Annotated in this window: 21 protein-coding genes and 1 pseudogene; 14 read left to right on the top strand and 8 right to left on the bottom strand. The window is 71.1% G+C overall.

Annotated features, from left to right (window positions below):
* Positions 1-163 precede the first annotated feature (163 nt).
* Positions 164-1,165, top strand: a complete 1,002-nt coding sequence (locus tag IE97_RS0114750) for a hypothetical protein (RefSeq protein ID WP_030238441.1) — start codon at positions 164-166, stop codon at positions 1,163-1,165.
* Between the two features lie 13 nt (positions 1,166-1,178).
* Here the strand turns inward: IE97_RS0114750 and IE97_RS0114755 are convergent, their stop codons facing one another.
* Entirely contained in the window at positions 1,179-1,913 is a 735-nt protein-coding gene (locus IE97_RS0114755) for a bifunctional DNA primase/polymerase (protein ID WP_030238444.1), read from the bottom strand.
* Between the two features lie 200 nt (positions 1,914-2,113).
* On the opposite strand from IE97_RS0114755, the gene IE97_RS0114760 reads away from it, so the two are divergent.
* A complete protein-coding gene (locus IE97_RS0114760; protein ID WP_234331817.1) occupies positions 2,114-3,103 on the top strand; it encodes a glycerophosphodiester phosphodiesterase in 990 nt (329 codons plus the stop codon).
* Here IE97_RS0114760 and IE97_RS0114765 read toward each other — a convergent pair.
* A complete protein-coding gene (locus tag IE97_RS0114765; protein WP_030238452.1) occupies positions 3,082-3,726 on the bottom strand; it encodes a TetR/AcrR family transcriptional regulator in 645 nt (214 codons plus the stop codon). The two genes, IE97_RS0114760 and IE97_RS0114765, sit on opposite strands and share 22 nt — an antisense overlap.
* A gap of 106 nt (positions 3,727-3,832) precedes the next feature.
* Here IE97_RS0114765 and IE97_RS0114770 point away from each other — a divergent pair, with 106 nt between their 5' ends.
* Together IE97_RS0114770 and IE97_RS0114775 are read left to right on the top strand one after the other, a co-directional pair.
* Entirely contained in the window at positions 3,833-4,045 is a 213-nt protein-coding gene (locus IE97_RS0114770; protein ID WP_030238456.1) for a DUF6243 family protein, read from the top strand.
* Positions 4,046-4,175: 130 nt separating this feature from the next.
* Positions 4,176-5,525: a S28 family serine protease gene (locus IE97_RS0114775; protein ID WP_037844342.1), complete on the top strand. Its 1,350-nt coding sequence runs from the start codon at positions 4,176-4,178 to the stop codon at positions 5,523-5,525.
* Here IE97_RS0114775 and IE97_RS0114780 read toward each other — a convergent pair.
* Complete coding sequence (locus IE97_RS0114780) at positions 5,503-6,516, bottom strand: small ribosomal subunit Rsm22 family protein (RefSeq protein WP_030238462.1); 1,014 nt, start codon at positions 6,514-6,516, stop codon at positions 5,503-5,505. The two genes, IE97_RS0114775 and IE97_RS0114780, sit on opposite strands and share 23 nt — an antisense overlap.
* A gap of 122 nt (positions 6,517-6,638) precedes the next feature.
* Positions 6,639-6,881, bottom strand: coding sequence for a phosphopantetheine-binding protein (locus IE97_RS0114785; RefSeq protein WP_030238469.1), 243 nt, complete (start codon positions 6,879-6,881; stop codon positions 6,639-6,641).
* 145 nt (positions 6,882-7,026) lie between these two features.
* On the opposite strand from IE97_RS0114785, the gene IE97_RS42105 reads away from it, so the two are divergent.
* The 6 genes from IE97_RS42105 to IE97_RS0114815 all read left to right on the top strand — a co-directional run bounded on the left by IE97_RS42105 (position 7,027) and on the right by IE97_RS0114815 (position 15,613).
* Positions 7,027-8,988, top strand: a complete 1,962-nt coding sequence (locus tag IE97_RS42105) for a caspase family protein (protein ID WP_030238473.1) — start codon at positions 7,027-7,029, stop codon at positions 8,986-8,988.
* Complete coding sequence (locus tag IE97_RS0114795) at positions 8,951-11,188, top strand: WD40 repeat domain-containing protein (protein ID WP_051704975.1); 2,238 nt, start codon at positions 8,951-8,953, stop codon at positions 11,186-11,188. Before IE97_RS42105 ends, IE97_RS0114795 begins: the two co-directional genes overlap by 38 nt.
* A 57-nt stretch (positions 11,189-11,245) precedes the next feature.
* Complete coding sequence (locus IE97_RS0114800) at positions 11,246-12,619, top strand: esterase/lipase family protein (RefSeq protein WP_030238479.1); 1,374 nt, start codon at positions 11,246-11,248, stop codon at positions 12,617-12,619.
* A gap of 211 nt (positions 12,620-12,830) precedes the next feature.
* A complete protein-coding gene (locus tag IE97_RS0114805; protein ID WP_051704976.1) occupies positions 12,831-14,150 on the top strand; it encodes a formylglycine-generating enzyme family protein in 1,320 nt (439 codons plus the stop codon).
* A gap of 31 nt (positions 14,151-14,181) precedes the next feature.
* Positions 14,182-14,631 (top strand): hypothetical protein, encoded by a 450-nt coding sequence (locus IE97_RS0114810; protein WP_030238487.1) that lies wholly within the window; start codon positions 14,182-14,184, stop codon positions 14,629-14,631.
* 34 nt (positions 14,632-14,665) lie between these two features.
* The gene (locus tag IE97_RS0114815) at positions 14,666-15,613 is read left to right on the top strand and encodes an L-histidine N(alpha)-methyltransferase (protein WP_030238490.1); all 948 of its coding nucleotides are present in this window, start codon (positions 14,666-14,668) and stop codon (positions 15,611-15,613) included.
* Positions 15,614-15,662: 49 nt separating this feature from the next.
* On the opposite strand, the gene IE97_RS0114820 is transcribed toward IE97_RS0114815, so the two are convergent.
* Together IE97_RS0114820 and IE97_RS0114825 are read right to left on the bottom strand one after the other, a co-directional pair.
* On the bottom strand, positions 15,663-16,847 hold the full coding sequence (locus IE97_RS0114820) for a serine hydrolase domain-containing protein (RefSeq protein WP_030238500.1): 1,185 nt from the start codon (positions 16,845-16,847) through the stop codon (positions 15,663-15,665).
* A complete protein-coding gene (locus tag IE97_RS0114825) occupies positions 16,790-18,100 on the bottom strand; it encodes a multidrug effflux MFS transporter (RefSeq protein ID WP_030238505.1) in 1,311 nt (436 codons plus the stop codon). Before IE97_RS0114825 ends, IE97_RS0114820 begins: the two co-directional genes overlap by 58 nt.
* 85 nt (positions 18,101-18,185) lie before the next feature.
* Between IE97_RS0114825 and IE97_RS0114830 the strand changes: the two genes are divergently transcribed.
* Entirely contained in the window at positions 18,186-19,226 is a 1,041-nt protein-coding gene (locus tag IE97_RS0114830) for a Gfo/Idh/MocA family protein (protein ID WP_037844345.1), read from the top strand.
* Positions 19,227-19,289: 63 nt separating this feature from the next.
* Here the strand turns inward: IE97_RS0114830 and IE97_RS0114840 are convergent, their stop codons facing one another.
* The gene (locus IE97_RS0114840; protein WP_030238513.1) at positions 19,290-20,231 is read right to left on the bottom strand and encodes an alpha/beta hydrolase family protein; all 942 of its coding nucleotides are present in this window, start codon (positions 20,229-20,231) and stop codon (positions 19,290-19,292) included.
* Between the two features lie 285 nt (positions 20,232-20,516).
* On the opposite strand from IE97_RS0114840, the gene IE97_RS0114845 reads away from it, so the two are divergent.
* Both IE97_RS0114845 and IE97_RS40255 read left to right on the top strand, forming a co-directional pair.
* A complete protein-coding gene (locus IE97_RS0114845; protein ID WP_030238518.1) occupies positions 20,517-21,107 on the top strand; it encodes a TetR/AcrR family transcriptional regulator in 591 nt (196 codons plus the stop codon).
* 47 nt (positions 21,108-21,154) lie between these two features.
* Positions 21,155-21,265 (top strand): annotated as a pseudogene (locus IE97_RS40255) (3-oxoacyl-ACP reductase); the annotation flags it as partial.
* 280 nt (positions 21,266-21,545) lie between these two features.
* Here the strand turns inward: IE97_RS40255 and IE97_RS0114855 are convergent.
* The gene (locus IE97_RS0114855; RefSeq protein ID WP_030238525.1) at positions 21,546-21,872 is read right to left on the bottom strand and encodes a hypothetical protein; all 327 of its coding nucleotides are present in this window, start codon (positions 21,870-21,872) and stop codon (positions 21,546-21,548) included.
* Positions 21,873-22,030: 158 nt separating this feature from the next.
* Here IE97_RS0114855 and IE97_RS0114860 point away from each other — a divergent pair, with 158 nt between their 5' ends.
* Positions 22,031-22,588: a DoxX family protein gene (locus IE97_RS0114860; protein WP_030238527.1), complete on the top strand. Its 558-nt coding sequence runs from the start codon at positions 22,031-22,033 to the stop codon at positions 22,586-22,588.
* The last annotated feature ends 16 nt before the right edge of the window (positions 22,589-22,604 follow it).

Here is a 22,604-nt window from a genome sequence, read left to right on the forward strand (position 1 = left end):
GGACGGACACCCCCCGGCACGGCCCCGACCCACCACCCGGCGCAAGGCGCTACGCGCACCCCCACACCCGCCGCACAGGCCGCCGCAGGCACCCCACCCCCGCCCAACCGCCGGAGGCACCCGGTAGGGTTCGCCTCCGGAAAGGGGAAGGTGAAGGAAGCCGATGAGCACGGATCGCGACCCTCGAACGCTCCGCAGGCCCGCCCGGAGTGCACTCATAGCCGCTTCAATGACCGCAATGTCATTGACGGCCAGTGGCTGCGTCGTCGTGCACGGCGAACGGGAGATCCTCCCGTCCACCACCCGCGCCGAAGCCGCCAAGGCCCTCCAGGAGTTCACGGCCGCGTACAACGAGGCCGACCAGGCCTACGACGCCTCCCTGGACGCCGGCCACACCACCGGCGCCCTCGCCGACATCGACTCGGCCCGTCTGAAGGCCGGGAAGGCCAACAACCCGGACGGCAACCCGAATCACACGCCCCTGAAGCTGACGGACGCGAAGTTCACGATCCCCAAGAAGGCCGGCTGGCCCCGCTGGTTCCTCGTCGACGCGGCCGGCAACAAGGGCGGCACCGCCCGCTGGCTGCTCGTGTTCACCCGCAGCAGCCTGGACGACCCTTTCCAGGTCGCGTACCTGACCCTCGTCGCACCCGGCAAGGTCCCGGAGTTCAAGAAGGACGCGGACGGCTGGGCGGAGTCGGTCCCGGCGAACGAGACCGGCCTCACCGTCGGCCCCGCGAAGCTGAGCCAGGACTACTCGACGTACCTGAAGAACGGCGGGGACGGCTTCACGGACGGCCCCCACACCAGCCAGTGGCGTGCCCTGCGCAAGAAGAACTCCGAGAGGCCGGGCATGGTCACCCAGTACATCGACGAGCCGCTGACGAACGGCGACTACGCGCCGCTGGCGCTGCGCACGGCGGACGGCGGGGCACTCGTGTTCTTCACCACGCGGCACTACGAGAAGCAGACCGCCTACGCGGGCACGTCGGTCCCGGCCCCCAACAAGGACGTCCTCGCCCTGACGACCGGTGAGATCAAGCAGTCCCTCACGATGGAGTTCGTCTCCAACGAGGTGGCCCTGAACCCGCCGAAGACCGGCGGGAACCAGCCCGTGACGATCCTGGGCCGGATCCAGGGCATGACGTCGGCGAAAGGCTCGTAAGCCCCGCCCCGGTTCAGTGCCGCAGGGGCCAGCCGGCACCAGAGTGGTCCGGCTCCTCACCGGCGTACCGGGCACACGCCTCCGTCAGGACCTCCAGCAGGCTCAGCGGATCCGGCAGCGGATGCTCCGGCCCCCGCAGCCAGTGCACCGTCTGGTCCTCGCCGGGCAGCCGCGCCGGGGGCACGAGGACGTAGGAGCCACGGCAGTGCCACCGCAGCCCGGGGTGCTCGTCCATCGTCTCGGGGTGACAGTCCAGTTCGCACGGCCACCACTCGTCCTCGTCCTCGGGCGTACCGCGGGTGAGGGTGAAGAAGAGCATGCGGCCGTCGTCGCTCTCGGCGACCGGCCCGACCTCGACACCCGCGCCGAGCAGCCGCTCCAACGCGTCGCGACCGGCATCCAGGGGCACGTCGAGGACGTCGTGCACCATGCCGGTCGCGGTGATGAAGTTGGCCTGCGGTTGATGGCGGGCCCAGCGCTCGATCTGGGCGCGGTCGGTGGTGGACTGCGTCTGCCAGGCGAAGGACACCGGGTGCCGGGCGGGCGTGGGACAGCCGACACGGTCGCAGGAACAGCGGTAGCCGACCGGGTGCGCGGCGGGCGCGAGGGGCAGTCCCGCTTCGGCGGCGGCGAGCAGCAGGTCCTCACGGCCGCCGTCACCGGCGGTCTCCTTCGGCCGGCGTCCGGCGCGCAGCCACTGGGTGAGTTTGCCCTGCAGGCCGGTCCGGCCGCCGAACTCCGCGCTCATCTATCCCCTCGCCTCGCTGTCGTGCGGAACAGCATGCCCTATGGTCCCATCTTCCCGCGCACCGGGGGGCCAGTGCCCACATCCAGGGGCAGGACGGGCGAGGCATATGCCACCGGGGCGAGGCAGGCGAGGCACGCTCCAGCACAGGATCGGGTGTCATTGCCTGCTTTGCCATGACATACCGTCCTACCGTGGTCGCCATGGTCACATGGATCGCGCTGACGGGCCTGACCTCCGCGGCTTCCCTGGTCTCGCTGACCCTCACGGGACCGGCCGCCGCCACCCCGGCCCCGCTGGAGTGGGGCGAGGGCCCGCTGACGGTGGCGGCACTCCCCCGGATCACGTACGTCGCCCATCGCGGCGGCGCCCGCGAGGTCCCGGAGAACAGCATGTCGGGGCTGATGGCCGCCTACCAGCGCGGTACGGCGCAGGTGCTGGACTTCGACACCCGGCTGTTGCGGGACGGCACGCCCGTCGTGTTCCACGACGAGACCCTGAACCGCACCACCTTCCTCGGCGGCGAGGTACGCGGCCTGGACGCCCGGGAGTGGCGGGGCGTACGACTGCGCCCGAAGGACGCGCTGCCGGGCAGCTGGCGGTCGGAACGGCCACCGACGGTCGCCGAGGTGCTGGATCGTTTCGGCGGGCGGATCGTGCTGATGCTGGAGGTGAAGGACCCCCGGGGCCTGGGCCGACTGGCCGGGTTGATCCGGGCCCGCGGCCTGGCCCGCTCGGTCTTCGTGAACTCCAACGACCCCGAGGTGGCCCGCCGCGCCCACCGCCTGGGCCTGCTCGCGCAGTTGTGGCGCTCGGCGGAGCAACTGCGCACGGACCGCCCGGAGCGCTGGCGGTCGTACGTGGATCTGCTGGACGTGGACCACCGGGCGCGCGACGCCGATCTGACGCGGGCGGTGAGGTCGGGGATCCGGCGGGTGTGGGCGCACACCGTGGTGACGGACGCGCAGCGGGACCGGGTACTGGCGCTGGGCTGCGACGGCGTCATCACGGACGCACCGGGCCGACTGGCGCGGGCCGCCCGCCGCGAAGCCCAGCGCGAGGCCCGACACGAAGCCCGACACGAAACCCAGCACGAAACTCGACACGAAACCCAGCACGAGACCCGACGCGAAACCCAGCACGAGACCCGACGCGAGGCCCCCCGGGAGGGTCAGCGTGGCGCGAGACCCTGAAGGGCGTAATCCACGAGGGTGTCGGTGTACTCGTAGGAGATCGGGCCCGTGTGCTGGAGCCAGCGCTGGGCGAGCGGGGAGATGAAGAACTCCAGGGCGATGCGCGGGTCGACCTCGGGCCGTACCTGGCCGGCGTCCTGCGCGGCGCGCAGCCGACCGATGTAGAGGTCGAGTGAGGGCTGCATCAGCTTGGCCACGAGCTCACGTCCGAGCTGCTCGTTGACGACCCCCTCGGCGGCCAGCGCGCGCGACGGCGCCTCGAACCTCGGGTCGCGCAGCTGGTCGACGGTAGCGCGCAGCACCCCCTTGACGTCCGCGGCGAGGTCGCCGGTGTCCGGGAAGGCGTACGGCTCCGGACCCGCCTCCCGCAGGGACTGCTCGCCCAGGTCGAGGAACGCCTCCATCAGGACGTCCGCCTTGGACGACCACCACCGGTAGATCGTCTGCTTCCCGACACCGGCGCGGGCGGCGATGCCCTCGATGGTGGTCTTCGGGTAGCCGACCTCCACGACGAGTGCGAGGGCGGCGTCGTAAATGGCCCGGCGGGACTTCTCGCTGCGCCGGGTGGAGTCGGGGGCGGGCTTCGCGGGCTGGGCGGACGGGGCGGGCTTCGGTACGGCCATGGCCCGAATTTATCAGGTTGACAAGACGATGCGTCTCGCCGACAGTAGAGAGCACGCACGAGACGAACCGTCTCGTTCCGCATTCTGATCAGGGAAGGAACCCGAGATGACCCGAAGCGGAGCCGGAAACATGCTGGGCGTCGGCGGATCGCGCAGGAACCTCGGCCGCGAGGCGCTGCGCGGCGGCGGCCAGGGCGGCCGGATCGGCGGCGGACTCGATCCGCAGGCCCAGAAGCGCGAGCTGCTGCGCAAGCTCCAGGAGAAACGACAGCAACGGCAGGGAGGACAGGAGGGCCGGACGACCGACAAGGCGTCGTGAGTCTCCCCCGCCCGGGGGAGGCCGTCCCCTCGCGCGCGGGATCCTCCCGGGACGTACGGCGGGTGTACTGAAGCGGCCGCGACCACGCGGCCCATGACAGACGCCCCACGGACGACCCGGGAGGAACACGATGCACGTGTGGACGAGACGAAGGCTGCTCACCTCGGCCGCCTCGGCGGCGAGCCTCGCCGCCCTGACCGCCGCACCCGCGCGGGCCGCACGCCTCGGCCACCACGACATCGCGGACGCCCTGCGGACAGTGCCCGGACTGCGACTGATCGAGGAGCGGCAGGACGCCGAACCGGGTTACCGGCACTTCCTCCTGGGCCTGCGCCAGCCGGTCGACCACACGAACCCCACGGCCGGCACCTTCGAGCAGCGCCTCACCCTGCTCCACACCGCCGCCGACCGGCCCACCGTGCTCAGCACCACGGGCTACCACGCGGACCTCAGGCCCCGGCGGAGCGAACCGACGGTCCTGCTCGGCGCCAACCAACTCCAGGTGGAACACCGCTACTTCGGCGAATCGCGCCCGCCCGGTCCCGGCTACACCCACCTCACGATCCGCCAGGCCGCCGACGACCACCACCGCGTCGTCCGGCTGTTCCGCCGGCTCTACCCCGGCGCGTGGATCTCCACCGGCAGCAGCAAGGGCGGCCTGGCGAGCGTCTACCACCGCCGCTTCCACCCGCACGACGTGGACGGCACGGTGGTCTACTCGGCCCCGAACAACGTCGACGACCGTGACGACTCCGCCTACCTGCGCTTCCTGGAGACGGTCGGCACCCCCGCCGACCGCGAGGCCGTCAAGTCCGCCCAGCGGCGGCTCCTGCTGAACCGGGCCGAGATGGTCGCCCGCTACGAGGCCTGGGCGGCCGCCAGGAGCGACACCTTCCGCATCATCGGCAGCGCCGACCAGGCGTTCGAAATCGCCGTGCTGCGCGTGCTGTTCATGTTCTGGCAGCGCAGCACACCGGCCGACGTCGCCGCGATCCCCGGCCCGGACGCGACGGCCGACGAGCTGTACACATGGCTGGACAACTGGGCGGGGCTGTCCCTGTACGCCGACACGGCGGCGCGGCGGTACATCCCGTACTGGTACCAGATCGGCACGCAACTGGGGTACGGCGACGTCCCCACCGCCCACCTGGCGGACCTGCTGCGCCACCCCGGCGGCATCGCGGCGCGCAACTTCGTCCCCCGGGACATCCCCATGGTCTTCGACGCGGCCGCCATGCCGGACATCGACCGCTGGGTCCGCCGTCGCGGCAGCCGGCTGCTGTTCGTCTACGGCACCCAGGACCCCTCGGTCGCCGAGTACTTCCGCCCAAAGGCTGCCGACTCACAGGTCCTGTGGGTACCGGCCGGCAATCACAGCGTCGACATCGCGACCCTGCCCCCGGTCGACCGGGCATCGGCGGAGGAGGCACTGGCCCGCTGGGCGGGCCGGGAGCACCTCACGCGGACGGCGGTGAGGTAGGGCCGGAGCCGGAGGGCGGCCAGGCGTCTCCCCAGTCCGCGTCCCGGGCCGCCTTGTACAGGTCGCCGTGGCGTTTGGTGACGGTCGTACGGCGCAGGGACGGTTCCGTCTCGCACAGGTCGAGGAGGACCTGTCCCTTGCGGATCTGGGGGCGCCGGACGACCCGGGAGGGCGCCGGGGCGACGGGGAACCGGGCGGCGGCGACGTAGCTGAACTTCTCGTCCTCGTAGGCGAGCGAGCCGCCCTTGACCTGCCGGTGCAGCGAGGAGCGGCTGACCCGGGCGGAGAAGTGGCACCAGTCGGTGCCGGGCGCGATGGGGCAGGCGGCGCTGTGCGGGCAGGGGGCCGCGATGTGGAAGCCGGCGGTGATCAGCCGGTCGCGGGCCTCGATGACGCGGGCGTAGCCGTCGGGGGTGCCGGGTTCGACGATCACGACGGCCTGGGCGGCGGCCGCGGCGGCGTCCACGAGGGCGGTGCGGTCGGGCGCGGTCAGCTCGTTGAGCACGTAGGAGACGGTGACGAGATCAGTGCTCTCGAGGGTGAGCGCCGCTCCGATCCGGGAGCGCTGCCACCGCACGTCCTTCAGCGCCGGATTGGCCGCGGCGATCTCCCGCCCGAGGTCGAGCGCGGGCTCGGCCCAGTCGACGACGGTGACGGGCCGCTCCCCGTCCCAGGTGGCGCTCACGGCCCAGGCGGCCGCACCGGTACCGCCACCGACGTCCACATGGTCCCCCGGCACCCACTCGGGCGCGGCGTCCGCGAAGGCCTCCATCGCGGACCGTACGGCCTCGAAGGTCGCCGGCATCCGGTAGGCGGCATAGGCGGCGACATCGGCCCGGTCCCGCAGGATCGGCGCGTCGGTCGGAGTGGCCCCCCGGTAGCTGGCGATCAGCCGCTCCACGGCCTGCGAGGCCTGCCGGGGCGGGAGCCCGTCGAGCAGGCCGGCGAGGGCGGCACGGAGGGTCTCGTCGGGGCGTACGGGGGCGTTCACCCGGTGATTCTACGAGGCCGTGGCCGACCCGGCACGCCGCGCGGTCATGCCCTTGCCTGCACCGCCGAGGGCGCACGGCCTCGACGCCGTCACGGGAGACGTCCGGCCTCCGGCACGCCGCACTACCCTTGCGTGGCCTGGATGTGGGCCACCGCGTCTCCCACCAGGGTGAAGGCGGGGGCGTCGGGCAGCGGGACCCGGAACTTCTGCTCGATATGACGGGCGATCACCTCCAGGGCCGCCGCGTCGATCCCCAGGTCCTCGGCGAACCGCGTGCCCAGCGCGACCGACTCGACCGGCACCTGCGTCTCCTCGTTGAGGATCTCGGCCAGTCCGTCCAGGATCTCCCACTCGCTCAGTGCCATGGCAAGGACACTCCCATCCCGGTCGCCCGCGGACGCGGCACCGGCAGCCGGGTTGCGCCGATGTCGGCAGCACCGGGTCCGTGTGACCGCAGTGCTGGCATAATTGCTCACCGTGACGACACGTGCGCGTGGTTCGGTCTTTTCCGTGGGCATCGACTACACCGGCGGCCCGCACCCGCACCTTCCCGACGCGCCGTCCGACGCCCGTCGTCTGGAAGGATTCTTCACGGACTGGGGTTTCCACACGCTCGCCGAGTGCGGCGTCCTCTCCTGTGCGACGGCCCGGACCATCATCGACTCGCTCGAGTGCTGGGTGGACAGCGCCCGCCACGACAGGCGTGCCGCGAAGGTCGTCCTCTATCTGGCGGGGCACGGCAGGCTGCACAACGGCCGGCACTACGTCCTCGTCGCCACCAGCCCCGAGACCGCTCCCTACTTCGGCAGCAAGGCCATAGGCGTTGAGGACCTGGTGCAAGCGGTCCTCAACAGCGGTGCCCACTCCGGCCTCATCCTGCTCGACACCTGCTACGCGGGATTCGCGGCCCACGAGGTGCAGTACGCCATTGACCGCGCCGCCGCGGCACAGGGTGGCCCGGGAATGGATCTCGCTGTGCTGGTGCCGTCGCTCCACCACGAGAGGTCTTACAGCGGCCTGTTCGTGAAGAGCATGCTCGAAGCGCTGGAGGGGGGATCCCAGGGCGGTCACTGGAGTGACGGCGACGAATACGTCACCCTCATGGAGCTGCGCGACGAACTTCGCCTGCGGCTCAGCGACGACCAGTGCGCCTACGTGGCGGGGCGCGACGGCCTGAAGATCATGCCGAATCCGCGCTACCGCGCGCATGCCGCCGACCGGGCGGTGGAACTCGGTTCGTTACTGGCGCAACTCCCCGACACCGACCGCGAGCATTTCCTGCGGAAGGCGGCCAGCGCCGACGCGGGTGACGTGGGATGGTTCTTCACCGGACGTGAGCAGCTGACCACGCAGGTGATCGAATGGCTCTCGGCAAGTGACCGTGGCGTGCTGGTGGTGACCGGTCCTCCCGGCGCGGGCAAGTCCGCCTTCCTGGGGCGCATGGCCGTACTGGCCGACCACGGTTCGCAGCCCGCCTGCCGGGTGCTGGGTCTGCTGGACGACGACCACCCACATCCTCCGGTCGGCAGTTTCGATGCGGTCGTCCACCTCAGGAACCGACGGGCCGAGGACGTGGCCCGCGATATCGCGGGCCAGCTGGGCCTCGACCTGTCCGAGTCCACGAGTCCTCCCCGCGACCTGATCACCCTGCTCAGCGACCAGGGCCGCGAGGTGACCGTGCTGGCCGATGCGCTGGACGAGGCCGAGCAGGACGACGACGTCTTCATCGCGCGGGACGTACTGCGTGCCATTGCCAGTCTCCCGGGCTGCCGGGTGATCGTGGGCACCCGGCGGGACCGGGACGGACGACACGATCCCGAGGGCAGGGACGTGGGCCCGCTCATCGACGTGCTGCGGCCGCGCCGGGCCCCGTTGACCGTCCTCGACCTCGGTTCCGACGACCACGCCGACCAGGACATCGAGCGGTACGTCGAGGCACGTCTCGGCAGGGAGTCGACCGTCACCGGCTGGCCGACCGCCCGGCGGCGCCGGGCGGCGGCCCGCGCGGTCGCGGGACAGGCCCGCAGGGTCTTCCTGTACGCGCGTTTCGCGGTACGCGTGCTGGAGGGCCTCGGCGAGGACATCGTGGACGAGCCGGAATTCGAGCGGCGTCTGCCCGGTCATGTGGGCGACGCGGGGCTCAACCGGGTCTTCGCCGAAGATCTCGAGCGCTTCGACGATCCCACCCTGGTCCGGGAGATCCTCACTCCGCTGGCCTACGCCCGGGGCAAGGGCCTGCCGCGTCGTCAGATCTGGCCCGAACTGGCCGGCGCCCTCGCCGCCGGTCGGTCCGGCCGGGCGTACAGCGCCGCCGACGTGTCCCGGGTCATTCGCGAGGCGGGGTGGTACCTCATCGAGGGCACGGAGGATGGGCAGGCGGTTTTTCGCCTCTATCACCAGGCGATCGGTGACTACCTGCGCGGGGAGGTGCGCCGTGGAGGAAGACCCCGACGTCGAGACGGCCATCGTTGAACGGTTGCTGGCGCTGGCACAGGCCGACGGTTGGGAACGGGTGAACCCCTACACGGCCCACTACCTCGCCGCCCATGCACGGGTCGCCGGCCGCCTGCCGGAACTGGGCACCGACCTCGGCTACATCGTCGTCGCGGAGCCCGACAGTCTCGCCGCCACGCTGGGCACCGGCTTCGACCGTGATCTGCCCGAGGCGACGAGGCTGTACCTGAGATGCGCCCACGCCATGCGCGGACTTTCCATGGACGAACGCGCGGCGGTGCTGTCGCTGACCGCGGCCCAGCAGGGCCGGACACTGGATCTCGCCGCGCCCGGCACCGCCCCGTGGTGGCCGCGGTGGGCACGGTACCGGTCCACGCCCTACCACCGCGTGCTCGAGGGGCACACGGGAGGGGTCCGGGCCGTGGCCGCTGCCGAGGTGGACGGTCGGCCCGTCGCGGTGACCGGCGGCGTGGATCGTGCCGTCCGGGTCTGGGACCTGAGTGTCGGCAGCACCCTGCGCATCCTGGAAGGCCACACGGGCGCCGTGCAGACGGTGGCGACCGGAGACGTGGACGGCAGGACGGTGGCCGTCTCCGGCGGCGACGACGGGACCGTGCGGGTCTGGGATGTCACCACCGGCCGGCTGCTGCGGACTCTGACCGGACACACGGGCTGGGTGGCCTCGGCGGACATCGGCCCGGTGGCCGGCCGGACGGTGGTGGTCAGCGCCGGCTCCGACCGTACGGTCCGGGTCTGGGACCTCCGCGAGGACAACGCTGTCCGGGTCCTGGAGGGACACACGGGCGGAGTGCGGACGGTCGCCCTGGGCATCGTCGGCGGCCGGACCGTTCTGGTCAGCGGTGGCGCCGACCGCACCTTACGCATGTGGGATCCGGCGGACGGGACGCCCCTGCGCGTGCTCACCGGGCACACGGGATGGGTGCTGTCCGCACGGCTTGCCACGGTCCAGGGCCGGGCCTTGGTGGTGAGCACCGGCGACGACTGGGAGGTGCGCTTCTGGGACGCGGCGGACGGCACCCCGCTCAGAGTGCTGGAAGGACATACCGGCTGGGGGCGCTGCGTGGCCGTCGCCGGCACGGCACACACCGCTTCGCTCGGGCACGCCGTCCTCTCGGCCGGCGCCGACCGAACGGTGCGCATGTGGGACACGGAGTCCGGCGACTGCCTGCAGGTCATGGGCGGCCACACGGCGGGGGTCCGGTCGGTGGCGGTCTCCGCGGTCGACGGCTGGCCCGTGGCACTCACCGCCGCGGACGATGCGACGATCCGCGTCTGGGATCTGCGCGGTGCCGGAGAAGCCGACTCCCGTGAGGTGCACGGGCAGTGGGTTCTGGCGGTGTCGGCGTGCGATGTCGAGGACCGCCCGGTGGCCGTCTCCGCCGGGACGGACCGGACCGTACGGGTGTGGGACCTGACCGACGGCAGCCCCCTGGGTGTCCTCCGCGGCCACTCCGGCTGGGTGGGCAGCGCCGCCCATTCGGTCGTGAACGGGCGTCACGTCGTCGTCACCGGCGGGGCGCACGCCGAGGTACGCCTGTGGGACCTCGCTGCCGGCACCTGCCTGCGCGTGCTCGAAGGGCATTCCAGTTCCGTACTGGCGGTCGAGACCGGGGTGGCGCACGGCCGGCCGTACGCCGCGACGGCCGGGAACGACTCGACGGTCCGTCTGTGGGACCTGACCGAGGGCCGCATGGTGAAGGTGATGACCGGTCACACCGGTGGGGCCCGCACGGTGACGACGGCCGTCGCGGGCAACGGTCCGGTGGCCGTGTCGGGCGGCACGGACGGCACCGTGCGGGTCTGGGACGTGGACAGCGGAGAACTGGTGCATCTGCTGGCCGGGCACGATGGCTGGGTGCGGGAGGTGGCCGTGGTGGACGTGGCGGGCCGCCCCGTCGTCGTCAGCGCGAGCGACGACGGCACCGTGCGCACGTGGGACTTGGATGACGGAGCGGCCCTGCGGGTTCTCCGAGGACATACCGGCGCGGTGCTCGCGGCGGCTGCCGGAGCGGTGGGAGGCCGGCCGGTGGCCGCGACGGCGGGCAACGACGGCACCGTACGGATCTGGGACCTCACCGAGGGCCGGCACCTGAGGATTCCACTCAACGGCTGCTACGGCCTTGCTCTGCACCACTCGGCCCTGCTCGTCGCCACCCACCTCGGGGTGTGCGTCCTGGATCTGCTGGCTCCGCCCTGAGGTACCGCTGCGCGGGGGCGCCGGCCGGTGGTGCGACGTGGAGAACTGGAGGGGGCATTGGGCGGCATCGCACACGGTGACCTGGTGGTGGTGATCCCGGGCATTCTGGGCAGCACGCTGGAGCGGGGCGAGCGGCAGACGTGGGGGTACCGGCAGGTCTTCCGAAACGTCCACCGGCTGTCCAGCCGTCTGACCGAGGATCTGTCACTTGATCCGGGCGTCTTCCAGCACCCGGCGGAGGGGTGGGACGACGGGACGCGCGTCACGGGCGTCCTGACGACGCTGGGGATGTTCCCCGGGCTGGTGGCGGTGAACGGCTATGACGATCTGATGCGGTGGCTCGTCAAGCGTTTCCCCGACGACCGGGACGGAATCCATGCGTTCCCCTACGACTGGCGGCAGTCCAACGAGTACACCGCCCGGCGCCTGGCACGGTTCCTGCGGCCTCTCCTCGGACGCCGTCGCCGCGACTACCCGCAGGCCCGCGTCATCCTCATCGGTCACTCGATGGGCGGTCTGGTCGCCCGTTACTACGCCGAATGCCTGGACGCACGGCGCGATACGCGCAGGGTCATCACCATCGGCACGCCGTACCGGGGGTCGGTGAACGCCCTCACCCTCCTGGCCAACGGTTTCGCCCGGCTCGGACCGGTCAAGTGCGACCTCGGCGACCTTGCCCGGTCCCTCCCGTCCGTGGCCGAACTCCTGCCCGTCTACGACTGCGTGGGCACGTCGGCGGACCGACTGTCGGCGCCGGGGACTCCCCTCGCTGTTCCCGGGCTGACCGACGCGGCCCTCGCCAGGTCCCGGTCGTTCCATCGGAAGATCGCCGAGGCGGTCGCCGCGGGCGTCGAGCGCCCCTCCTACCACCCGCTCCTGAGTCACTGGCAGACCACGGATCTGTGGGCACTGGTGAACGGAGTCGACGAGATCCGGGGGCAGCCGTCCACAGACTTCGACGACGGAGGCGACGGCACGGTGCCGCGCTGTTCGGCGGTGCCTCCGGAGTGGCCGGACGACTCGCACGGGATTCATGTCGCGGGCAAGCACGCTGCCCTGCAGCAGCAGCGGGAGACGCTGGTACAGCTGACCGGCATCCTCACGTCCCGTCCGAGAAGGCCCCAGGCCGCGGTGGACGGTATCTCCGTCACGGCGGAGTCCCTGGTGGAACCGGGCCGGTTCTGGGACGTGGCCGCCAGGTCGGTGGAGGGTTCCGACTCTCTGGTGCTGACCCTGACGGTGACGGACCCGGCGCGCGGTGACAGCGCGCCGGTGGCACGTGTGCCGCTGAGGCCTCAGGGCGGCGGCCAGTACGCGGGCAGAGCGCTGGTACCGGATCCGGGCCTTTACCGATGGACCATCCACACGGAATTGACGGCCATGACGCCGGTCGAATCGGTGACCGATGTTCTGCTGTGTACGGCGGCGTGAACGACCGGCCGCCTTTACGGAGGTCTGCGGCACTCCTAGAATGACGGCATATCAGGGAACTGAAGCTCGGGGAGGGAAATCGTGGTGCGTGACGAAGAGAATGCGGAATCCGGTTTGCCGGATTCGGGAGTTCCGGTCGACCATGAGGTGGACATAGATCGTTTCCTCAACAGCCGGGACGCCGACACCGACGTTCACAAGTGGTAATCGCGTGACCGGCCGGGCCGAACGCCCGGCGGCTGCCGACGGCAGGTACCTCTCCGAGCTGACCGAGAGTGCCGTCAGACGCGATTCCGCAGTCCACGAGCGGTTGCTCCACGCGGCGGCACACCACGAACAGTGGACGGTCCGGGCTGCGAGCCTCGAGATCCTCGCCGAACATTTCCTGACCGAGACCGGAACCGCCCGGGCTCTGGCCCGAGCCACACACGATTCGGTCGACTGGGTGGCGTTCACCGCCATCCGGCTCATCGGGTTTCATCGAATCCGCTCGGCCGTACCGGACCTCATCAAGATTTCCGGATGGCCCAGCAACTTCAGTCGACCCACCACTCTGCGCAAACCGGTGGGATGCGGAGCCGCCTTCGCCAAACAGGCACTCATTTCCATCTTCGGCACCAACGACCCGCAGCATCTGCGCAATTTGGAGAATGAATACTTCGTTCCATGGCGGCGACGGGTCGAGACCCGTCGGCGGCGGCGGAACAATGACGACGTCGTTCTCGTGCCGGAGGGCACGTACCGCCATGGCTCGGATCCCGAGCCAACCAACCCCTTCCGGATGGACGACACCGACAACCCCCCTCGCGACGTGTTCCTGCCGGCGTTCTACATCGACAGGACCGCGGTCACCAATGCGCGGTACGCCGTGTTCCTGAAGGAGGCAGGCGGCGGCAGCGCTTTCGATCACCCGGATCAGCCCACGGGAAAGGGGCACGAACCCGCGCACATCGATGACCCGAGATTCAACCGACCGGACCTTCCGGTCGTCGGAATCGACTGGTACGACGCATGGGCCTTCGCCAGGTGGGCCGGCGGAATGCTGCCCAGCGAAGAGCAGTGGGAGCGAGCGGCCCGTGGTGCGGACGGACGCAAGTACCCCTGGGGTGACGTGTTCGAGCCCGATCGGGTCCAGTACGTCGAACACGCCTTCTCCCGGCCGGTCTCGGACATCGCGGAGCTGGATGAACTGCTGGTGACCGCCCAACCCAGTGCGTTTCCGGCAGTACCCGTGCTGCCGGCGGACAGCCTCGTGCAGGGCGCCAGTCCGTACGGCGCCGTACACATGGCCGGCAACGTCTGGGAGATCACCAGGACGAACTATTTCAGCCGGGAGGACATGGATCCGTTCTTCAAAGGGCGCGACCCGGTGGAGTTCATGAACAGAAAAGAGGCCTTTCATGTCCTTCGTGGCGGTTCCTGGACGTCGCCACCCTCGTGCCTCACCACGCATTATCGCGGGCGAGATCTGATCACTGACCGACACAGCGAGGTTGGATTCCGGTGCGTGTACCGCCTGGATGACGACTGAGTGTTCATGGCGAAGAAGAGAGACGATTCACATGACCGAGGCTCCTCGTTCCACGGCGCAGCGCAAGACCGATGCGCTGACCAGGCTGGAAAAGGACAAGGACCTGTGGGTGGCCACGGCGGCCTCCGACGAGGTGCCCACGCTGGTACCCCTGTCATTCTGGTGGAACGGCAGCAGCCTGTACGTAGCGACGGTCCGCACCAATCCCACGGCCCGGAACATCATGTCCTCGGGCAAGGTGCGTGTGGTGTTGGGTCATACCCGGGATGTGGTGCTCATCGACGCGGTCGGGGCACTGGTGGAGAACGCGGAACTTCCGGACGAGTACGCGGAAGCCTACTCGGCCAAGTGCGGGTGGGACCCGCGAGAATCCAAGGGCTACCGCTTCTTCCGGATCGACCCGAGGAACGTCGAGTGCTGGCGCGAACTCAATGAGCACGCCGACCGTCAGGTGATGCGCGACGGCCGGTGGCTCGCCTGACCCGAGGTCAAGTCCGGGGCCGAGGGGGCATGGCATGGGTGCACCCGGTGACGAGGAGAGCGTGTACCGGGACGAGGTGATCGGCTGGCTGCGGCGCGGCGTACTCCCCGTGCGCTACATGTATGCGGGCAGCGGTGCCGACCGGCACATCAGGTTCGCGGAGGAGTACGCGGACGAGTACCGGGACGGCCGGCTCGACGATGAGACGGCCGCCGCGGTGGGCGGTCTCGGCCCGGCAGGTGTTCCTGCCCAGATGTGCGACATCGGACCGAGCAATGGGTTGCACACGGCCCAGTTCCTGGACTGGTTCGCGGGCGCCCACGCCGGCCGAGCGCGCTACCTCGGGATGGATTTCAGCCGAAGACTGCTCGCCGCGGCACGGAGGCGTACCCGCCGGTACGCCTCCGTCGAGCGGTCATTCGCCTGGTGGGACGTGGAGGCCGCCGCGACGCCGGTGGTCCGCGCCTGGCGCTCGCCGGGACCGGTGCTGTTCTGTCTCCTCGGCAACACGTTGGGCAACGTGGAGAACCCGGCCCACGTGCTCCGCAACATCTTCGGCAGTGCGCGCCCGGACGACATTCTGATGCTCGGCCTGTTCGGGCCGCCGGGACAGGGGGAGGACGACGCCGACGATTACCGCTCACCGGCGATACGGGACATGATTCTTGAGCCGCTGAGCGCTGTCGGCATACCGGTTGAGGGCTTGGTGCTGCGTCTGACGACCGTCGACGACTCGGTCGTGGGGACGGTGCGCCTGCACGAGCCGGTCACACTCGCCGGTACACGGCTGCCCGCACGGCATGAAGTGCGCTGCTTCCTGTCGCGGCGCTACCACCCGGCCGGCGCCCGGCACCTGCTGCGGCGCACCGGCTGGCTTCCGCTGGAGACGCACGCCGATCCGGGCCACGGACATTTCGTGCTGCTCGCCCGGCGGATGCCGACGGCGCCGGATACCTCCGGTTCCTCCGGCCCCAACCGGTGACGGACGGCTGCCGGTCTGTGGCGAGAGCGCGGCCGTCAGCGCTCCCGTCTCACACTCCCCGCACCGCCCGGGCCACCCGCGACCCCGCCGCCGCCCTCGGCGCGCTGTCCGGTCGGCGGCGACGCGGATGGACCGCGTTCGTCAGGAGGATCAGGAACGTGTCCGTCGCCGGGTCGAGGACCAGGGACGTCCCTGTGAAGCCCGTGTGGCCCGCTGCTCCCCGGCCCGCGAGGCCGCCCATGAACCAGGGCTGGTCGAGGGAGAATCCGAGGCCCGGCGGGGTGAACAGGAGTTCGACGAAGTCGGGGCCGAGGATGCGGGCGGGGCCGTAGGAGCCGCCGGCGAGGAGGGTGCGGCAGAACACCGCGAGATCCCGGCCCGTGGAGAACAGGCCCGCGTGGCCGGCCACACCGCCCAGCGCCCACGCGTTCTCGTCGTGGACCTCCCCGCGCAGCATCCCCCGGTCCGCCTTGGCCCACGGCCGCCGCTGGTCCTCCGTCGCCGCCGCCCCGGGGCACGGCCCGAACGCCGTCGCCGTCATGCCGAGCGGCCGGGTGATGCCGTCACGCACGAGGACATCGAGGGTGCGGCCGGTGATCCGTTCCAGGACGTGCTGGAGGAGGATCATGTTCAGGTCGGAGTAGCGGTACGTGCCCGGCGCGCCGGCCGGCGGCTCCGCCCGGAGTGCCGCCAGTCGCTGCGCGTCGTCGGCGTAGTCGTAGAGCGGGAGTTCGGGCCGCAGCCCGGACGTGTGGGTGAGCAGCTGCCGCACGGTGAGGCCGTGCCGGGCCGCCGCGGTGAAGTCGGGCAGGTAGGCCCCGACCTTGGCGTCGATGCCGAGCGTGCCGCGCTCGATCTGCTGCACGGCGGCCACGGACGTGAAGAGTTTCGTCAGGGACGCAAGGTCGAAGGGCGTGCCGACGGTCATCGGGACCCGCTCCTTCGGGGGCAGTTCCACTCCGGCGTCGGCGTCCTCGTCGTAGGCCGCGTACCGCACGGCCCAGCCCGCCGCCTCTTCCACGGCGATCACCGGGCCGCGTCCGACGACCAGGACCGCCCCTGGTGCCCAGGGACGCGTGCCGGTGGTGAGGACGTGGACCTCCCGGACGAGGTGACGCAGCTCCGCGGGGTCGAGTCCGGCCCGTTCCGGGGTGCCGTCGCGCAGTCTCGGTGCGCTCAGCTCTCCGCTCCCTCCGCTTTCGCGCGCGTGCTCTCCGTCTTCCAGGGTCGGCACATTCCCACGAAACAGGCCAGTGCCACCAGTGCGGCGGCCAGTTGGACGACGGCCATCGGGACGGCGGTGTCCTCCCCGGCGACGCCCACGAGCGGGGAGGCGATCGCGCCGATCAGGAACGACGAGGTGCCGAGCAGGGCGGACGCGGAGCCCGCGGCGTGCTTGGTGCGCATCAGGGCGAGTGCCTGGGTGTTGGGCAGGGTGATGCCCATCGCGGACATCAGGACGAACAGCGCGACGGCGACGGGCGCCAGACCGACCTCGCCGAAGACGCCCGTGGACATCAGCAGCAGCGCGGTCGCGGCGGTGATGACGATCGTCAGGCCGATCCCCAGCACCCGGTCCAGACTGACCCGGCCGACCAGGATCTTGCCGTTGATCTGGCCGACGACGACCAGTCCGACCGAGTTGACGCCGAAGAGCAGGCTGAACGTCTGCGGGGAGGCGCCGTAGATCTCCTGGATGACGAACGGGGACGCCGAGATGTAGGCGAACAGCGCGGCGAAGGCGAAGCCGCCGGTGAGCATGTAGCCGGCGAAGGAGCGGTCGGCGAGCAGGCCGCGCATCGCGCGGAGGGCCTCGCCGACTCCGCCGCTGTGGCGTTCGGCGGGCTCCAGGGTCTCGGGCAGCCTCGCCCAGACCAGGGCCCCGATCAGTACTCCGATGACGGTGAGGACGACGAACACGCCCCGCCAGTCCGTCACGCGCAGGACCTGCCCGCCGATGAGGGGCGCCACGATCGGGGCGACGCCGGAGATCAGCATCAGGGTGGAGAAGAAGCGGGCCATGGCCATGCCGTCATAGAGGTCGCGGACGACGGCGCGGGCGATGACGATCGCGGCGGCGCCCGCGAGGCCCTGCGCCAGGCGGAAGGCGACGAGGAGTTCGACGGTGGGGGCGAGCGCGCACAGGACGGTGGCGACGACGAAGACCGCGAGCCCGGCGAGCAGCGGGCGGCGGCGTCCCCAGCGGTCGCTCATCGGCCCGACGACGAGCTGGCCGAGCGCCATGCCGGCCAGGCAGGCGGTGAGGGTGAGCTGGACGGTCGCGGCGGGCGCGTGCAGGGAGCGGGTGACCTCCGGCAGGGACGGGAGGTACATGTCCATCGCCAGCGGCGGTACGGCGGTCAGGCTGCCGAGGAGGAAGGTGACCAGGAGCCCGGTGCGGCGGTGCGAGGTGCGGTCGGGCCGCTCCGTCCCGGCGGCTGCGGCCCCCTGCGCGGTGTTCGATATGGACGCCCCACCCTCGGGCATGAGTCCCTCCCTTTCCGAGTCGATCGCCACCTATGCTCTCAGCTCGTACGGATGCTCGGGTCATGAGGCTGAAGGCGGGGCGACGATGACGGCGACGGCGGACGCGGTGCGGTGGGGAGTCCTGGCGACCGGAGGGATAGCGGCCGCGTTCACCGCGGATCTGATCGACCTGCCGGACGCGGAGGTCGTGGCGGTGGCGTCCCGGTCCGAGGAGTCGGCGAAGGCGTTCGCGGAACGGTTCGGGATCCCGCGGGCGTACGGCGACTGGAACGCGCTCGCGCGGGACGAGGACATCGATGTCGTCTACGTCGCCACACCGCACACGGCGCACCGGAGCGCCGCGGGTCTGTGTCTCGCCGCCGGGCGGAACGTGCTGTGCGAGAAGCCGTTCACGCTGAACGTGCGTGAGGCGGAGGAACTCGTCGCGCTGGCGCGGGAACACGGGCGCTTCCTGATGGAGGCGATGTGGATGTACTGCAATCCGCTGGTACGGCGGCTGAAGGCGCTGGTCGACGACGGGGCTGTCGGTGAAGTGCGCAGTGTGCACGCCGATTTCGGGCTGGCCGGGCCGTTCCCGCCCTCGCACCGGCTGCGGAACCCTCAGCTGGGCGGCGGCGCGCTGCTCGATCTGGGCGTGTATCCGGTGTCGTTCGCGCAGCTGCTGCTCGGGGAGCCGTCGGACCTCGCGGCGCGAGCGGTGCTCTCGGACGAGGGCGTCGATCTCCAGACGGCAGCGGTGCTCTCGTGGGAGAGCGGCGCTCTCGGTTCGGTGCACTGCTCCATCGTGGGCGGTACGGCGACCTCCGCATCGGTCACCGGCTCGAAGGGCCGTATCGACATCCCGCACGGCTTCTTCTTCCCGGACCGTTTCCTCCTGCACCGGGACGGCCGTGACCCCGAGGAGTTCACGGCCGACCCGGCCGACGGGCCCCGCAACAGCCTCCGCCACGAAGCGGCCGAGGTGATGCGCGCCGTACGCGCCGGCGAGACCGAGTCCCCGCTGGTCCCGCTCGACGGCACGCTCGCCGTGATGCGGACGCTCGACGCGATCCGGGACCGCGTCGGTGTCCGCTACCCGGGCGAGACCCCCGACGAGGACCTGGCGGCGGAACTCACGCCGGCCTGAGCCCCTGCTCCCCCACCTCCCCGGTGTACGAGGTGGACGCGCTCATGAGAGCGGTCGGGCGCGTCACTTGCTCTGCAGCGTGCCGAGCGGGTTGGGGTCCTCCTCCAGTGCGGTGGCCGCCGCCTTCCAGGCGGCGGCCTCGCCGTACAGGGCGCTGCGCAGGTAGGCCGTGGTGAGCCGCTGGATCAGGGCGACGCGTGCGGGGCTGGCGTCGGTCGTCTCGGCGACCTCGTGCCCCGGGATGCCACCGAGGGAGTGCTCGGCGTCGAACAGAGTGAGCAGGCTCTTGCTGCCGGGGCTGTAGGTGTAGGGGTCGGTGAACCAGTCCGGTCCGCGGGTGGACAGGTGGGACTGGTCCTTGTCCCCGGCGACGATGAGGGCCGGGGTGGTCATGGTGTCGAAGGACGGCTTCATGAAGGGGAAGTGCTCGGCGGCGAACGGGACCAGGTCGTCGCCCAAGCCGGTCAGGGCCAGCAGTACGCCCGCCTTGACCCGGGGGTCGGACATGTCCTCACCCGGCTTGCCGTCGGAGTCGAGGACACGCGCGCCCAGCAGCGTGCTCGCCGACTGGGCTCCCCAGGAGTGGCCGGCCACGGCGACACGGTCACGGTCCAGGCGCCCGGCCAGGCCCGGCACGGAGGCTTCCAGGACGTCGAGTTCGTCCAGGACGCGGGTGAGGTCCTCGATGCGCAGGCGCCAGATCCGCGGGGTACGGGGGTCCTCGGCGGGGATGCCCAGGGTCCTGGAGTCGAGGTGGGTGGGCTGAATGACCATGAAGCCGTGGGCGGCCCAGAAGTCGGCCAGCGGGGCGTAGCCGTCCATCGACCAGCCGAAGCCGTGCGAGAAGACGATGACGGGCAGGCCGGTGCCGGTCGCGGGGGCGGACACGCGGACCTGGAGGTCGTCACCGCGGCCCGGGGCGGACAGGACGACCGGCCGCGCGGATATCACCGTGGCGGGTGCGCCCGCGGTCTGTTGGGCGTTCGCGGTCTTGGTTTCGGACATGGAGGTGCCTTCCGTTCGGTGCGTGCGCACTCTTGGGTTCGGTGAGCCCGGCGGGCGGCGAGGCCGCGGGCATGGGCCGGATGGGGAGCGTTTCTCATGCGGAGCCACATCGACGCCGGGTGGCGACGAGGGCGTGGCTGTTCCGGTCCCGGGTGGAGCGTGCTGAGGACAGCGGTTGGCCGCAGGACTGCCGGTCTGCCATCATGAAGGAAACGGAACCTTGTTCCGAATACGATACGGAACGTCGATCCGTTTTGCAAGATCGATCAAGTGAGGAGTGCTGCGGTGAACGACGGCGGCCAGAGCCCGGGAAGCTCAGCCAGGTCCAGTCGCAAGGACGCCCGGCGCAACCGGCAGGCGCTGCTGGACGCGGCCGCCGCGGTCTTCGCGACCTCGGGTGTGGAGGCGCCGGTACGCGACATCGCGGCCGAGGCCGGCGTCGGGGTGGCCACGATCTACCGCCACTTCCCCACCCGGGCGGACCTCGTCGTCGCCGTCTACCGCCACCAGATCGACGCCTGCGCCGAAGCCGGCCCCACCCTGCTGGCGGCCGGCCCCACTCCCTGTGCCGCCCTGGAGCGGTGGGTCGACCTCTTCGTCGACTTCCTCGTCACCAAACACGGCCTCGCAGCCGCGATGCAGGGCGACAGCACCGGCTTCGAGGCGCTCCACGCCTACTTCCTCGAACGCCTCCTGCCGGTGTGCACCCAGCTCCTCGAAGCCGCCGCCGCCTCCGGCGAGATCCGCTCCGGCCTCGACGCCTACCACCTCATGCGCGGCATCGGAAACCTCTGCATCGGCGCCGAGAGCGACCCCCGCTACGACGCACGCCGACTGGTCGCGCTCCTCGTCGCCGGACTACGCCAACCGAACTGACCGCGGCGCTCGCGCATCACGGAGGTTCTCGCACAAACGTGATGGACGTGGCCGACGTGACCGACGTGGCCCACACGGTGCGGCACATGGCCAAACTGCCGCTGGAGGCGAACGCGCAGTTCGCGACGGTTCCGGCCACGGCGATGCAGTACGTCGGCCCGCGCCCGGGCGCAGCCGGGCGCGGGCCGACGATAGTCAACGCGTCAACCTACACAAACGGAATCTGAACGTCCGGGCTATTGCGGCCGGTCGGGCGCCTATGCTCAACTCGCCTACACCAAAGCTTCACACTTGGAACAGATAGCTTCCGTAAGCCACATCCAGGGGGGAGGCGGCAGTCGTTCCACGGCACCGGGTGGGGGTGGACCCCGCGTGGGACCGCGGGGTACGCACCGGTGCGCGTGGAACGACTGCCGCACAGCCTTGTGATGCGGGGCGTCAGGCCTGGCCGGTCTCGAAGCGGGAGATCCTGCCGTCGTCGTCCACGGTGAAGCTCCACCGGGTCCGCATCTCGCCCCAGGTGTCGTTGCTGTAGCGGGCGATGAGGGACCGGCCCCCGTCGGACTCGTTGTCGACCTCCATGTGGCCGTGGGTGGAGAAGATCTCCCGGTCGACCCAGTCGGCGAGGTCGCGGTCGGAGCCGTCGTCCGCCATCGTCGCGCCGGGCGCGAGAAGCTCCATGAAGCTCTCCCGGTCGTGGTGGTTCACGGCGGTCACGAAGGCACGGACGGCCGGATCACTGAGGCGCGTGGTCTGAATCGTCATGCGAGCCAGCCTCGTACCGGCCCTCGCACCCCGCCACCCGTGCCACCCGAACGGCGTCCCGGAGAGATCCGCCGGATGTCGCGGGGTGTCAGCGGTGCGACGGTGGAAACGCGACGAGGAGTGTTCTTCTGTTCCTGCTGTCTGCTCCGGGAGACGACGTGAGGCGTTACAACCGACGTGATCTGGGCCTGCTGCTGCTTCGGCTGGGGACGGGCGGTGTGCTGGCGGCCCACGGCGCGCAGAAGCTGTTCGGCTGGTTCGGCGGGCATGGCATCGAGGGCACCGGCCAGTTCATGGAGTCCGTCGGGTACACCCCCGGCAAGGCCAGCGCGACGGCGGCCGGCCTCGCGGAGACGGGCGGCGGCACGCTGCTGGCCCTCGGCCTCGCCACGCCGGCGGCCGGGGCGGCCGCGGCCGGCGCGATGGCGGGCGCGGCGGCGGTGCACACCCCGAACGGCTTCTTCAACCAGAGCGGCGGCTACGAGTACGCGGCCACGCTGGGCCTGACGGCCGCCGGGCTCGCGGTCACCGGACCGGGAAAGCTCTCCCTGGACCACGCGCTGGGGCACGCGGTGAACCGGGGCTGGATGATCCCGGCGGCGTTCGCGGCGACGGCGGCGGGGACGGCGGTTGTCGTGGGGACGCGCGCCAGGCGGCTGCGGCAGGCGAAGGAGGGCGAGCAGGACGCCCTGTTCGACGAGGAGTACATGGAGTAGGGCCGCGACTCGGGGC

Source organism: Streptomyces sp. NRRL S-455, assembly GCF_000717875.1.
In the GTDB taxonomy this organism is placed as follows: Bacteria; Actinomycetota; Actinomycetes; order Streptomycetales; family Streptomycetaceae; genus Streptomyces.